At 72.5% G+C, this 13,930-nt stretch carries 13 protein-coding genes and 1 pseudogene; 10 read left to right on the top strand and 4 right to left on the bottom strand.

Annotated features, from left to right (window positions below; genetic code table 11):
- The 4 genes and pseudogenes from VP06_RS35270 to VP06_RS25210 form a co-directional block, all read left to right on the top strand.
- Positions 1-198: pseudogene (locus tag VP06_RS35270) on the top strand (IS5/IS1182 family transposase); the annotation flags it as partial.
- Between the two features lie 184 nt (positions 199-382).
- On the top strand, positions 383-976 hold the full coding sequence (locus VP06_RS25220) for a carboxymuconolactone decarboxylase family protein (RefSeq protein WP_048466556.1): 594 nt from the start codon (positions 383-385) through the stop codon (positions 974-976).
- Positions 973-2,037 (top strand): MBL fold metallo-hydrolase, encoded by a 1,065-nt coding sequence (locus VP06_RS25215; RefSeq protein WP_053082031.1) that lies wholly within the window; start codon positions 973-975, stop codon positions 2,035-2,037. Before VP06_RS25220 ends, VP06_RS25215 begins: the two co-directional genes overlap by 4 nt.
- Positions 2,038-2,101: 64 nt before the next feature.
- Positions 2,102-2,758, top strand: coding sequence for a hypothetical protein (locus VP06_RS25210; protein ID WP_048466555.1), 657 nt, complete (start codon positions 2,102-2,104; stop codon positions 2,756-2,758).
- Positions 2,759-2,765: 7 nt separating this feature from the next.
- Here VP06_RS25210 and VP06_RS25205 read toward each other — a convergent pair whose 3' ends face one another.
- The 3 genes from VP06_RS25205 to VP06_RS25195 form a co-directional block, all read right to left on the bottom strand.
- Positions 2,766-3,389 (bottom strand): response regulator transcription factor, encoded by a 624-nt coding sequence (locus tag VP06_RS25205; protein WP_048466554.1) that lies wholly within the window; start codon positions 3,387-3,389, stop codon positions 2,766-2,768.
- Positions 3,390-3,477: 88 nt separating this feature from the next.
- Complete coding sequence (locus tag VP06_RS25200) at positions 3,478-3,861, bottom strand: response regulator (protein ID WP_048466553.1); 384 nt, start codon at positions 3,859-3,861, stop codon at positions 3,478-3,480.
- Positions 3,843-5,384 carry a sensor histidine kinase gene (locus VP06_RS25195; RefSeq protein ID WP_156295761.1) on the bottom strand — a complete coding sequence of 514 codons (1,542 nt, stop codon included), beginning with the start codon at positions 5,382-5,384 and terminating at the stop codon, positions 3,843-3,845. Before VP06_RS25195 ends, VP06_RS25200 begins: the two co-directional genes overlap by 19 nt.
- Positions 5,385-5,574: 190 nt before the next feature.
- Between VP06_RS25195 and VP06_RS25190 the strand changes: the two genes are divergently transcribed.
- Together VP06_RS25190 and VP06_RS25185 are read left to right on the top strand one after the other, a co-directional pair.
- A complete protein-coding gene (locus VP06_RS25190; RefSeq protein WP_048466552.1) occupies positions 5,575-6,471 on the top strand; it encodes a helix-turn-helix domain-containing protein in 897 nt (298 codons plus the stop codon).
- Positions 6,472-6,638: 167 nt separating this feature from the next.
- Positions 6,639-7,553: a helix-turn-helix domain-containing protein gene (locus VP06_RS25185; protein ID WP_053082029.1), complete on the top strand. Its 915-nt coding sequence runs from the start codon at positions 6,639-6,641 to the stop codon at positions 7,551-7,553.
- A 40-nt stretch (positions 7,554-7,593) separates the two neighbouring features.
- Here the strand turns inward: VP06_RS25185 and VP06_RS25180 are convergent, their stop codons facing one another.
- Entirely contained in the window at positions 7,594-8,469 is an 876-nt protein-coding gene (locus VP06_RS25180) for a LysR family transcriptional regulator (protein ID WP_048466551.1), read from the bottom strand.
- 120 nt (positions 8,470-8,589) lie between these two features.
- On the opposite strand from VP06_RS25180, the gene VP06_RS25175 reads away from it, so the two are divergent.
- From VP06_RS25175 to VP06_RS25160, 4 genes are all read left to right on the top strand, one after another.
- Complete coding sequence (locus VP06_RS25175; protein ID WP_048466550.1) at positions 8,590-9,774, top strand: MFS transporter; 1,185 nt, start codon at positions 8,590-8,592, stop codon at positions 9,772-9,774.
- An 89-nt stretch (positions 9,775-9,863) separates the two neighbouring features.
- Positions 9,864-11,216, top strand: a complete 1,353-nt coding sequence (locus VP06_RS25170; protein ID WP_048466549.1) for a c-type cytochrome — start codon at positions 9,864-9,866, stop codon at positions 11,214-11,216.
- Between the two features lie 8 nt (positions 11,217-11,224).
- Positions 11,225-11,710 (top strand): (2Fe-2S)-binding protein, encoded by a 486-nt coding sequence (locus VP06_RS25165; protein ID WP_048466548.1) that lies wholly within the window; start codon positions 11,225-11,227, stop codon positions 11,708-11,710.
- Complete coding sequence (locus VP06_RS25160; protein WP_048466547.1) at positions 11,707-13,926, top strand: xanthine dehydrogenase family protein molybdopterin-binding subunit; 2,220 nt, start codon at positions 11,707-11,709, stop codon at positions 13,924-13,926. Before VP06_RS25165 ends, VP06_RS25160 begins: the two co-directional genes overlap by 4 nt.
- The last annotated feature ends 4 nt before the right edge of the window (positions 13,927-13,930 follow it).

Raw genomic sequence — 13,930 nt, 5'->3', positions numbered from 1 at the left:
GTCGAGGTGGTTCTTCGACCAAAGGGGTCGAAGGGCTTTGTTCTCCTGCCGAAACGATGGCGGGTCGAGCAGAGCATTGGCGTTCTCACGGGCTCGCGCCGCCTCAAGGTCGACTATGAAACGTTGCTCCACGTCTCGGCTGGTGCGATGCTTTTTGCATCAATCGGGCGGATGCTCGCATCAATCACTATGAGTTAACTCTTTCCTAACGGACTCTTAGACGCACCCAACGACCTGTAGCTCGCCCCACACCGACGTCTCGGGCGTCCGACATCCATCGAAACGTCCAATCGAGCGCGATCCCGTACAAGTCAGCTCGGAGCAGCCCCGCTAGACAACGAGGACGGTCGCGCTCACGGCCGCTGACGAGAAGAGTCCACGGATGCGCCTCCCGCCGATCGCCCCCGCCGACCTTTCCCCGTCACAGCGGCCACTCTACGACGACATGAGATCGGGCGTGGGCGCCAAGTACGACCTCTTCACCACCACGCGGGCAGACGGCGCACTCCTCGGGCCCTGGAATGCGTGGCTGCACCAGCCTGAGGTCGGCGCGGCCTTCTGGACCGTCACCCAGGCGATGACCACGTTCAAGATCTTGCCCGATGCGGTGCGGCAGGTCGCGATCCTGGCGGTCGGGGCACGGTTCGGTGCGGCCTATGAGATCTACGCGCATGGAGTGGTCGCGCAGGCACGCCACGCGATGACCGACCAGCGCCTGTCGACACTGGCCGCCGGCGAACGGCCACCTGACCTCACGGACGAGGAGGCGACGGCGTTCGACGTCGCCCGCGCGCTCACCGGTGGCGGGGTCCTGCCGGAGCCGACCTACCGGCGTGCCGTGGCGCTGTTTGGCCAGGCGGGTGCCAGCGAGCTGATCTACCTCGTCGGTCACTACTGCTTCGTCTCGGTAACCCTGAACGGCTTCGCAATCCCGGTTCCCGAGGAAGAATCTGCTGGAACGGGAGAGCGGGCATGACCGGGCTTCGCCGCCACGGTGCGTCGACCGGCAAATTCCGGGGCCTCGGCGGCGCCTGCGCTCTGGCTCTCTGCCTGGTCCTGGTCGGAGGACCGTCCGGCGGCCCGCGCGCGGCGGCGCCCCAAGTGGTAGAGCAGGCACCGGGCTTCTACCGCATGATGCTCGGGCGCTTCGAGGTGACGGCTCTCCTCGACGGCACCCACACCTTTCCGATCCCGACCGTGCTCCAGCGGCCCCGCGACGGCGGCCCGCGCGCCCTCCTCTCCGAGGTCCGGCCGGGCGAGGCGGAGAGCCGGCTCGCGCGAGACTTCCTCGCCCTGCCCTTCGAGGGCTCGATCAACGCGTTCCTGATCAATACCGGCGCGCAGCTCGTCCTGATCGATGCGGGCGCGGGCGACCTCTACGGATCCTGCTGCGGCAGGCTCGTCGCGAACCTGCGCGCCGCCGGCTACACGCCGGAGGCGGTCGACGAGGTGCTGCTGACCCACCTGCATGCCGATCACGTCGGCGGGATCATGCACGACGGCAAGGCCGTCTTCCCGCATGCGACGATCCGGGTCAGCCGCCGTGACGCCGATTACTGGCTGGACCCGGCCAACGAGGCGGCGGCTCCACCCTTCCTGCTGCCGATGTTCCGGGGCGCCCAGGCCGCGCTCAAGCCCTACCGCGACGCCGGACGGCTCATTCCCTTCGACGGCGAGGGCGAAGTCCTGCCGGGCTTCGTCGCGGTCGCGACCCCGGGCCACACGCCGGGGCACACCTCCTACCGCGTGACGAGTGGAACTGAGACGCTGCTGGTCTGGGGCGACATCGTCCACGTGGCGCCGATCCAGTTCCCCGATCCGGAGGTCACGGTGACCTACGATACCGACGGCGCGGGCGCCGAGGCCCGGCGCGAGACGCTCTTCTCGGAGGCGTCCCGCACCGGCGCCTGGATCGGCGCCGCCCACATCTCCTTCCCGGGGCTCGGCCACATCCGGGCCGAGGACGGACAATTCAGCTGGATCCCGGCCAACTACACCACCGTGTTCCATGCCCAGCCGCCCGGAGCCGCGCGGTGACGGTCGGCGCGTCCCCGCTCCTGGCATCGGTCCGGAGCCCCGGTTCGGTCGAGGAGGAGCTGGTATGACAGACCTCGCCTTCACGACGGTCCTGCTCTCCGCCGGGATCAGCATCGTCACCGGCTTCCTCGGCGCGCTGCTCAGCCAGGGCTGGGTCCGGCGCCAGGAGCGCCGCACCTACGGACTCGCCCTCCTGGCTGAGATCAAGTCAATCCAGCGCAGCCTGCTGCGCTACGAGGCACGCCTGAACCGGGCGGGGACCATCGTAGAGGGTCGGGAAGCCGCAGCCCTGCGCCTGTGGCGCCACGACCTCGCGGGCGTCGCCAACAACTCTGGCCGCATCGGGCTGTTCTCGTCGCGCACCGCTATCGAGCTCATCGAGTTCTACCACCAGGTCCGCTGGCTCGAGGAACGAGGAACCGAACTCGACGCCTCGATGGCACTGACGAACGGTCTGCCTGACTGGCTCGCCGGCCAGCGGGAGGCCATCCACCGCACCCGCTCCCGGACGCGGGCGCTCACACGGTCGCTGCGGCGGGAATTGCCGCCGACGCTCGGTGACGGCCTCCAGGGGCTGGATCGCGGCGCAGGGCGGAGGCGCCGGGCTCAGGGTACGGCGGGCAGTGTCCTTGCACGGGAAAGCGCTCACGGAGATGGCCTCGACAGTTCCTGCCGGCCGAGTCATCACGGCCCTGCCGGGAGCCCGCGGGCCGCCGGATGAGGGCCACTCAGCGCTGGCGTGGAGCATCGATGCCGAGCTCGCCCGCCATCCGGACGAGATCGGCGAGCGACCGGGCCTCCATCTTCTCCATCACCCGCCGCTTGTGCACCTTGGCGGTGATCTCCGAGACGCCGAGCGCGGCGGCGATCTGCTTGTTCATGAGGCCCCCGATCGCGAGGCCGAACACGTCGCGCTCGCGGCCCGTGAGGGAGGCGAGCCGGCCGGCGAGCGCGCCCCGGGCGGCCTCTGCGGCCAGGGACGCCGCGTCGAGGGCGAGGGCGCGGTCGATGGCCGCGAGGATGTCGTCGTCCTCTGCGGGCTTGGTCAGGAACTCGACCGCGCCGCCCCGCATCGCCCGCACGGTCATCGGGATCGTGCCGTAGCCGGTCAGGAAGATGATCGGGATCGTGGTGCCCGACGCTTGAAACCGGGCTTGGACGTCGAGGCCGTCGTCGTGCGTCAGCCGAACGTCCAGGAGGATGCAGGCCGGCCGCTCGACGTCGGGATTGGCGAGCAGGTGCGACGCGTCGGGGTGTCCGATGGCCTTGAGCCCGGCCGAGCCGCAGAGGCGGACGAGGGCCCTTCGCAGGGCTGCGTCGTCATCGACGATGTGAACGGTGCCGGTCTGCATCGGGATCGGGGTGAGCGCGTCGCCGGCGGAAGAGCCCGTCGATCGCGAGTTCGCGCCGGAAGCGGAGTGATCGGGGTCTAACACGAAATCAGGGCGTGTCGAACGCACGCGCGAGGCAGCGTTCCAACTCCTCCGCCTCGAACGGCTTGGCGAGATACGCGAAGGCGCCGCAGGCGAGCGCGCGCCGGCGGTTCGCGTCGCTCGGATAGGCCGTGACGAGGATGACCCGCAACCGGGGACGGCGCAGCCGCAGCTGGCGCAGCAGGTCGAGGCCGGAGAGGCCCGGCATCTGCAGGTCGGTGACGACGCAGCCCGGTTCGACGGCACCGAGGGCGGCGAGCAGGTGGCCGCCGGTCTCGAACGGCATCGGGGCATAGCCCAGGGACCCGACGAGCCGGGTCAGGGCAAGGCGGATCGCCGGGTCGTCGTCGACGATCGCGACGGAGCGGGGGGTCAGGCCGGAGACCGGCATGCGGTCGGAACCCGGACGTGGAAGGCGGCCCCGCCACCCGGCGCGTCGTCGAGCCAGAGGTCGCCGCCATGGGCGTCGATGCAGCTGCGGCAGATCGCCAGTCCCATGCCCATGCCGCCGGGCTTCGTCGAGTGGAACGGCTCGAAGATGCGGGCCCGCTGCTCCGGGGGCACGCCCGGGCCGGTATCGCTCACCGTGACGCGCACCGCGCCGGGATCGCCCCGCACGGTGATCGCGACGTCACGGCGGCCGCTCGACCCCGCCATCGCCTGGGCGGCGTTGACGAGCAGGTTGACGAGCACCTGCTCGATCTGGACGAGGTCGCCGGTGACCGGCGGCAGGTCGGGATCGGCGGTGATGAGGACCGTGGCGCCGTTGGCGCGCAAGTCCCGTTCGGCAAGCAGCGTCGCCTCGCGAGCCGCCTCGACGAGGTCGACGGGCGCGAGCGCGAGGGAGGCCGTTCCGAACAGCGAGCGGGTGCGGGCGACGACGTCGCGGGCCCGCCGTGCCTCGGAGACGACATCCTCCAGGGCAGCCGTCACCTCGGCGAGGTCCGGGTCCGGCCGTTTCAGCCAGCGTAAGGACGCCTGGGCGTTGGCGGCGATCGCCGCGAGCGGCGTGTTGACCTCGTGGGCGATCGACGCGCTCACCGCCCCGACGGTAATCGAACGGGCGGCCCGGGCGAGGTCGCCCTCGGCGGCGGCGAGCCGCGCCTGCGCCTGCTTGTAGGCCGTGATGTCGAGGGAGGTGATGAGGAGGTCGCAGAACTCGGCGCGCTCGCGCGGCAGCATGGCGGTGAACAGCACGTCGCTCTGCTGGCCGTCCGCCCGGACGATATGGGCCTCCGAGCGGAAGAAGCGGTCGCCGCGACCGAGCGCGACGAGCCACTGCACGAAGGTCTGGTCGGTCTCCGGCAGCAGCCGGTCGAGCGGGCCGACGAAGGCTGCCTTGTCCGGAGCGCCGGTCTCCTCCAGCGTGAAGGCGTTGACGTCCTTGATCAGCACCCGGCCGCAGAGCTCCCGCAGTTCCGAAGGCCGCGCCGCGAAGTAGCCCTCGATGTCGGTGACGCCGGCGAGGCGCAAGGCGGCGATGGTCTCGCCCACCGCGCTCCAGTCCTCGCGCCACATCGAGATCCCGGCGCGCTCGAAGATCGCGGAGAACTGCGCCTCGCTCGCCCGCAAGGCGCGACGGAGCCGCGCGACGTGCAAGGTGCCGAGGAGCGCAACCAGGACGCCGGCGACGAGGAGGCCCGCCATCGCGACGGAGGCCGGCGGCCCGGCGGCCAGCCCCCACCCGACGAGGAGCACCGGGACCAGGACCGCCAAGACCGCCTTCGTGCCGTCCTCGACGAGGTCCGGCCAGCGGCGGCGGGGGGCCGAGAGCATCCAGGCCGGCAGCGCGTCGGCGGCGGGGGAGCCGTCATTGGCAGAGGCGAGGCTCGGCCATCGCGAGAAGACCTGCCCCAGGCTTTCCCGCCGGAAGCCGTCCTGCCCCAAGCCTCCCTGCCCCAAGCCTTGGCTCATGTGGTCCTCCGCCCGGGGCCCGGTTCCTGGGCCTCCTCCGATGCCGCCTCGGCGACGTCCGACCACCGTCGCGCGCGCCGGCCCTCCTGTGGCGGTCATGAGTGGCGAGGCTCTAGGCGAACCCGGCGCCCGTGTCGCCGATACGGGTGTATAATAGCGTAGCCGTGCCGCGGCTTGGACATTGTCGCGCATGGATCTGCATCGGCACGGCGCGTTCAAGTTTCCCAATGCGGGCCTCGTCGCCTCCTCGCAGGGGCGGGGCTGGTCGGGCGTCGCGGCGGAGCTGCGCTGCCATCCGCCCGGAGAGCTGCCGGCGATCGTGCCGACGCAGATGGAGATCACCATCGCGACGCGGCGCAGCCCCGGCGCCTATGTCAGCCGCAAGGGGGCGGGCCAACGCCAGCGCACCGCCGTGGAGGCGGGAACCGTGTGGTTCTGCCCAGTCGGCGTGGCCGAGGACGACATCGGCATCTCCGGCGCCCTGCACGACATCCTGCACGTCTATCTGCCGGTCGAGCGCTTCGCCCACATGGCGGACCTCTACGGCGACCCGCGCATCCGCGCCGACGCGGTCCGGTACCTCGCCGATGTCGACGACGACCTGGTGCGCCAGCTCGGCCTCGCGATCGGCCGCGAGCTCCAGGCCGAGACCTCCGCCGGCCGGATGCTGGTCGAGGCAGCCTCGCTGTCGCTGGTGGCGCGGGTGGCGCAGATGTACGGGCACGACCGCCCGGAGCGGGCCGACACGGAAGCCGGCTCGACCTGCCAGGCCCGGATCCGCCGGGTGACCGAGTTCATCCGCGACAACCTCGACCGCGACCTCACCGTGGCCGAACTCGCCGATGTCGCCTGCCTGAGCCCGTTCCACTTCTCGCGGCTGTTCAAGGCGGTCACCGGGAGCACGCCGCACAGCTTCGTCAGCGCCGCGCGGCTCGAGGAGGCCAGGCGCCTCCTGTCCCGGACCGCGACGCCGCTCGGCGAGATCGCCCATCGGTCGGGCTTCTCCGGACAATCCGCATTCAATATTGCCTTCAAGCGTGCGACCGGCTGCACGCCGGGGGACTATCGGCGCCAGCAGAACGCGTAACAGCAAGCGCTGCAAAGACCAGAGCAGGAATCGAAAAGACGGTTGTCCGCGCCTCTGGGATCATGCACCCGTAGCCTCCGGGTGCTGGAATGATTCTCGATTACATCTCCTCATCGTCTCGCGCGCCCATACGGCCGGCGCGGACCGGGCGCGCATCGCCTGACCGGATGTCGGGCCTGAACGGCGCGCGCATGGCCGACCATATCGGGGTTCGCGCGAGCGGGACGCTGACGGCCGCGCACCGGACCGGCCATTCCCTGGTCGTCACCCGCCTCCAGGGCCTGCTCGCGCCCGGCACCGAAACCCCGCCGCTCAAGCAGGAGGCCGCCTACAGCATCGTGGTGCAGGTGCGGCCGCTGCAGCAGCACGCCTTCACCGTGGGCGGGCGGCTGGTTCATGCCGGCGCCGTGCCGGCCGACGCCGTCAGCGTCGTGAGCCTCGCCGATCGCCCACGCTCGGTCATGAGCGGCCCCCTCGACGCGGTCCAGTTCTACGTGCCGCACGCCCTCGTCGACACTGTTGCGCGGGAGAACGACGTCCCGCCGCCCTCGCACCTTGCCTGGCCGCGGGCGGACCGGGACCCGGTCGCGGCGGGCGTCGTCGCCCTGCTGCTCCCGGCGCTGGCCGAGCCCGATCCGGCGCGGGCGATGTTCGTCGAGCACACCGCCATGGCCTTCCTCGCCCACGCGCTCGATCGCTACGGCGATGGCGCCGCCACGGTGCGGCCGGTCCGCAGCGGCCTCTCGCCCTGGCAGGAGCGCCGCGCCCGGGAGATCCTGCACGCCCGCTTCGCCACCGCCCTGACCATCGCGGAAGTCGCGCAGGCCTGCCGATTGTCGCCGAGCTACTTCGCGGCGGCCTTCCGGCGCAGCACCGGCCAGTCCCCGCACCGCTACCTGTCGGATCTCCGCATCACGGAAGCGAAGCGCCTGATGCGCGAGACCGCGCTTCCACTGGCCGAGGTGGCCCTGCTCTGCGGCTTCGGCGACCAGAGCTACTTCACCCGGGCCTTCTCGCAGGCGGTGGGTACCAGCCCCGGGCAGTGGCGGCGGATGAACCGGGAGGGGGGCGGCGCACATTAGACGCCGCGCGGGGCAGATTCCGCGATGCCGGTCGTGCCGCTCACGCCTCCAGACGCTCGGCAAGGAACCGGATGAACAGTCGCACCTTGGCCGGGACCATCCGGCGCGTCGGGTAGACCGCCCAGATCGCCAGCGGCTCCGGCTCGCCCTCGGCGAGCCGCACCTCCGCGAGAAGCCCGCGCGCGACCTCGTCGGCCACATCCCAGCGCGACAGCATCGCGATCCCGAGGCCGCCGAGGCAGGCCTGGTGCAGCCCCTCGATGGTGTTGGCGGTGAAGCGGCCCTCTGCCCGGACCGACGCCTGCTGCCCGGCCTCTCCGAGCGCCCAGTGGCCGGCACCCGCCAGCGCCAGGCATTCGTGGGAAGCGAGATCGGCCGCCTGCATCGGAGTGCCGGCGGCGGCGAGGTAGCCCGGCGTCGCGAAGAGGCCGCGCGGGCTCGCCCCCAAGCGGCGCGCCACCAGGCTCGACTCGCTCAACCGAGCGATGCGGATCCCGAGGTCGAGCCCCTCCCCGACCAGGTCGACGACGCTGTCGGTGAGGACGAGATCGACCCGGACCTCCGGGTGGCACTGCATGAAGGCGACGAGCGCCGGAGCGACGACCTTGCGGCCGAACGCCGTCGAGGCGGTGAGGCGCAGCCGCCCGGTCGCGCCGGCTTCAGCCGGACGCACGCTGGCAAGCGCCGCCTCGCGCTCCTCGAGCAGGGCCTGAGCATGGGCGAGGAAGACCTGCCCCTCGTCCGTGAGGGAGAGCGAGCGGGTCGTGCGGTGCAGGAGGCGCACCCCGAGCTCGCGCTCGAGGCCCGACAGGCTGCGGGTCGCGGCCATCGGGGTGATGTGCAGGCGCCGCGCCGCCGCCGCAAGGCTGCCGGCGCCGACCGCCTCGGTCAGGACGGAGAGAGCGAGAAAATCCAAAATAACGCGCCACGTTACAATCGCATATCGTGCGACGCTACTACACCGTGCGGCGTGACGGAATAACTTGTCGGCGGACCGGCACTGGCGAACGGATCGGCCGGCCGATGGAGAAGGACCATGTCCACTCAAGCCGCGGCCGAGAGGCCGGCGACCCATGTGACGCCCCGGGCGCGCACCTTCGCGATGGCGGCCGCCGCCGGCCTCGCGGTCGCCAATATCTACTACAACCAGCCGATGCTGGCACTGATCGAGCGCGACCTGCCGGGCGAGGCGACGGCCTTGATCCCGACCGCGACGCAGCTCGGCTACGCGGCGGGGCTTTTCCTGCTCGTGCCCCTCGGAGACGTCGTCGAACGGCGCCTGCTCATCGTCGGCCAGTTCGGCGTGCTGGCGGCGGCGCTCGCCCTCGCCGCGGCGGCGCCGAGCGCGGGGCTCGTCGTGCTGGCCTCCCTAGCCGTCGGGCTATCGGCGACAGTGGCGCAGCAGATCGTACCCCTCGCCGCGCATCTTAGCCCGCCCGAGCGACGCGGCGCCACGGTCGGCACGATCCTGTCGGGGATCCTCACCGGCATCCTGCTCAGCCGCACGCTCGCCGGCTTCGTCGCCACCCATGCCGGCTGGCGCGAGATGTTCTGGCTCGGCGTGCCGCTCTCCCTCGCCGCCGGCGCCTTGATGGCGGCGACCCTGCCGAAGAGCCGGCCCGAGGCGACCCTGCGCTACGGGCAGCTGCTCGCCTCCCTCGCTGGGCTGTGGCGGGACTTTCCGCCGCTACGGCTCGCCGCGGTCACGCAGGCCCTGATCTTCTCATCCTTCACCGTGTTTTGGACCGTTCTGGCATTCCGGCTCGCCGGCCCGCCCTACGGCTACGGTGCCGATGTCGCGGGCCTGTTCGGAGTCGTGGGTGCCGTCGGCATCGCCGCCGCGCCGCTCGCCGGACGTGTCGCTGATCGTAGCGGCCCGGCAAGAATCGTCGCGATGGGCGCGGTGCTGACGTTCGCCTCGTGGGCGGTCCTTGGGCTCTCGCCCTCCCTCGTGGCCGTGGTGGCCGGGGTGGTTCTGCTCGACTTCGCGATGCAGGCGGCGCTCGTCGCCAATCAGCACGTCGTCTTCGCCCTCAAGCCCGAGGCCCGGGCGCGGCTCAACACGATCCTAATGGGCGCGATGTTCCTCGGCGGCTCCGCTGGCTCCGCATTCGGGACCGCCGCCTGGCAGACGGGCGGTTGGCCGGCGGTGGCGAGTCTGGGCCTTGCCCTCGGGGCTCTCGCGAGCGCGATCCAGGTCGTCGCGCTGCGGCGGCGCTGAGGAAGCGGGCGAATGTCCAAAAGCTTCCGCGATCCGACAAGCCCGGCCGCTCCGGACCGTGCTCCGATCCCCCGCCAGGAGGTGACGCCATGCGCACGAGACGCGTGATTGCCGGAATCGGGATTTTCGGCCTCGCCGCGGCCGGGGCGGCGCTCGCGCTCGCCTGGCGGCCCGCGATCGCGCCGGTCCCGCCGCCGGCGCCCGCCTCCTTCGACCCGGCGCTGGTGCGCCGCGGGGCCGACCTCGCCCTGATCGGCGATTGCCGCACCTGCCATACGACTTCGGGCGGGGCCGCCTTCGCCGGCGGCCTGCCCCTGCCGACGCCGTTCGGGACGCTGTACTCGACCAACATCACCCCGGATCCGGAAACCGGGATCGGGCGCTGGTCCGAGGCCGCCTTCGCCCGCGCCCTGCGCGAGGGGGTCGACCGCGAGGGCCGCCACCTCTACCCGGCCTTCCCCTACGACCATTACAGCGCGACGTCCGACGACGACGTGCGGGCCCTCTATGCGTTCTTCATGACCCGCCCGGCAGTCGCCGCGACGCCGCCGCCGAACGAACTCCCCTTCCCGCTCAACATCCGCCTGACGCTCGCGGGCTGGAAGCTGCTGTTCCTGCATCCCCGGGATCTCGCGCCCGATCCGACGAAGGACGCGGTCTGGCATCGCGGCCGCTACCTGGTCGAAGGTCTCGGCCATTGCGGGGCCTGCCACTCGCCGCGCAACCTCCTGGGGGCCGAGGTCGTGTCGCGCGCCTACGAAGGCGGCGAGGCCGAGGGCTGGCGGGCTTACGCGCTCGGCGCCGCCTCCCGCGCGCCGGTGCCGTGGGACGAGGCGGCGCTGACCCAGTACCTGCGTGAGGGCTTCCACCCGCTGCACGGCGTCGCCCGCGGACCGATGGCGCCGGTGGTCGAGAACCTGGCCGCTGTGCCGCGAGAAGAGGTCGTGGCGATGGCGCGCTATCTCGCCTCCCTGGGCGCCGGCTCGGGCACGGCCACGCCACCTCTCGACCCCTCCTCCGGTCCGGGCCAGGCGCCGCAGTCGGCCGGAATGCAGGCCGCGATCGAAGGGGCCGGCACCGACCTCTACGCGGCCACCTGCGCGGCCTGCCATGAGGGCGAGCGGCCGCCGCCCTTCGGCGGGGTCTCGCTGGCGCTCTCGACCGCGATCTCCGGCGAGAGCCCGCGCAACCTGGTCAACGTGATCCTGGAGGGCCTGCCGGCGCGGGGCGGGACCGGCCAGCCGATCATGCCGGGCTTCGGCGCGGTGCTGACCGACGCTCAGGTGGCGAGCCTCGCGGCCGGCTTGCGCCGGCGCTTCGGCGGCGGCGCCCCCTGGCCCGATCTCGAACCCGCGATCCGCGAGGCCCGGGCCGCCCGCCACCTCGCGGCGCGCCCGGCGGCGGCCATAACGCCGGCAATGACGCCGGCAATGACGCGATGAGGCCGACCATGACGAGCATGATCCTCAACGGCGAGCGGCGCGCGGTGCGCGCGGCGCCCGACACGCCCCTCCTCTACGTGCTGCGCGAGGAGTTCGGGCTCAACGCCGCCAAGTTCGGCTGTGGGCTCGGCCAGTGCGGCGCCTGCACGGTGGTGATCGACGGCGCGGCGGTCTTCTCCTGCGTCACGCCCGTCATGCTGGCCGAGAACCGTCAGGTCACGACCCTCGAAGGGCTCGGCACGGCGGAGGCGCCGGGCCCGTTGCAGCGCGCCTTCATCGACGCGCAGGCGGCCCAGTGCGGCTACTGCATCCCCGGCATGATGATGCGCGCCCACGCCCTCCTGACGCGCGCCCCGGACGCGTCCGACGCCGCGATCCGGGCCGAGCTTGAGCCGCATCTGTGCCGGTGCGGCACCCAGATGCGCATCCTGCGCGCCATCCGCCGGGCGGCGGACGCGATGCGGCCGCGCTCGACCGCGGAGGCCGGACGATGACCCTGTCGCGACGCGCGGTGCTCGCCGGCACCGGCGCCCTGATACTGGCTTTCTCCCTCGGGTCGGCCCGCGCCCAGACCGAGACCGGCAAGGGCGAGGGGCCGAGGAAGCGCGGCCTGCCCGGCAGCCTCGACGACACCCCGCGCCTCGATGCCTGGATCCGCGTCGGGCCCGACGGCGCGGTCACGGTGCTGACCGGCAAGGCCGAACTCGGCCAGGGATTGAAGACGGCGCTGCTCCAGATCGCCGCCGAGGAGCTGAAAGCTCCCCTCGCCCGCCTGTCACTGGTGACCGCCGATACCGGCCGCACCGCCGACGAGGGCTACACGGCGGCGAGCCATTCGGTGCAGGATTCCGGCACCGCGATCCGCCACGCCGCTGCCCAGGTCCGGACCCTCCTGATCGGCGAGGCGGCCCGCAGGCTCGGCGTCCCGGCGGAGCAGCTGCGGGCCGAGGACGGGGCGGTCCTCGGGCCCGGCGGCGCCCGGATCGGCTACGGCGACCTCGTGACCGACGCGCTTCTCACCGCCGAGGCGCAACCTGCCTCGTCCCTCACGCCCGCGGCCGAGTACGCGGTGCTCGGGCGGCCGGTGCCCCGCATCGACATCCCCGCCAAGGTGACGGGCGGCGCGGCGTACATCCAGGACCTGCGCCCGCCCGGCCTGCTGCATGCCCGCGTCGTGCGGCCTCCGAGCTATGGCGCCATCCTGATCGAGGTCGATGCGGCGGCGGTCGAGCGGCTCCCGGGCGTGGTGAAGGTCGTCCGCGACGGGACCTTCCTCGGCGTCGTCGCCGAGGGCGAGTGGACCGCGATCCAGGCGATGCGCCGGCTCGCCACCTCCGCCCGCTGGCGCGAGACGGCGTCCCTGCCGGATGCCGCAGCCCTGCCGGACGCCCTGCGCGCCCTGCCGAGCCGGGATTCGACCATCCTGGAGCGGGGCGCGGCCGGCGGAGCCGGTACGGTCATCGAGGGGACCTTCACTCGCCCCTACCTCGCCCACGGTTCGATCGGCCCCTCGTGCGCCATCGCGGAGTGGCAGGACGGCGGCGTGACGGTCTGGAGCCACAGCCAGGGCGTCTTCCCGCTGCGCCGGGCGCTCGCCGGTCTCCTGCGCCTGCCCGACGACAAGGTTCGGTGCATCCACGCCGAGGGGGCGGGCTGCTACGGCCAGAACGGCGCCGACGACGCGGCGGCCGATGCCGCGCTCCTGGCGCGCGCGGTGCCGGGCCGCCCGGTCCGGGTGCAGTGGATGCGCGAGCAGGAGCATGCCTGGGAGCCGTTCGGGCCCGGGATGGTGGCGAGCGTGCGCGCCGCCGTCACGCCGGACGGGCGCGTCGCCGACTGGACGCACGAGGTCTGGAGCCCGTCGCACATGATGCGGCCAGGACCGCCCGGCGCGCTGCTCGCAGCCCGGGAGATCGCCGAGCCGTTCCCGCCGGCCCCGCCGGTGGCGCTCGCCCAGCCGGAGGGCGGCGGCGACCGCAACGCGATCCCGCTCTACGCCTTCCCGAACGCGAGGGTGGTGCACCACTTCCTGCCCGAGATGCCTTTGCGCGGCTCGTCGATGCGCTCGCTCGGCGGCTACCTCAACGTGATGGCGATCGAGAGCACGATGGACGATCTCGCCCGCGCCGCCGGCCTGGACCCGGTCACCTTCCGGCTCCGGCACCTGACGGACGCGCGGGCGGGCGCCGTCGTCGAGGCGGCGGCGCGGCGTTTCGGCTGGGACGGGCGATCCGCGCGCGCCGGCGGCGGATTCGGCTTCGCCTTCGCCCGCTACAAAAACCTTGAGGCTTATTGCGCCGTCGTGGTCGAGATCACCCTCGACCGGGAGACCGGGCGGGTGGCCATCGAGCGGGTCGTCGCCGCGGTCGATACCGGTGAGGTCGTCAATCCCGACGGAGTCGCCAACCAGATCGAGGGCGGCATCCTCCAGGCGGCGAGCTGGACGCTGTTCGAGCGCGTCGCCTTCGACCGCACCCGCGTGACCTCGGTCGACTGGTCCGCCTACCCGATCCTGCGCTTCAGCGCGGTGCCGCGCAGCGTCGAGGTCCACATCGTGGCGCAACCGGACCAGCCGTTCCTCGGCGTTGCCGAGGCGGCCCAGGGGCCGGCCGGCGCCGCGCTCGCCAACGCGATCCGGGACGCGACCGGCCACCGCCTGTGCGACCTGCCGCTCACGGCGGGCCGGATCAAGGCCGCACTCGGCGCCTGACGAC

It is taken from the genome of Methylobacterium aquaticum (assembly GCF_001043915.1).
Taxonomy (GTDB): Bacteria; Pseudomonadota; Alphaproteobacteria; order Rhizobiales; family Beijerinckiaceae; genus Methylobacterium; species Methylobacterium aquaticum.
This window is presented reverse-complemented; position numbering and strand designations above follow the sequence as displayed.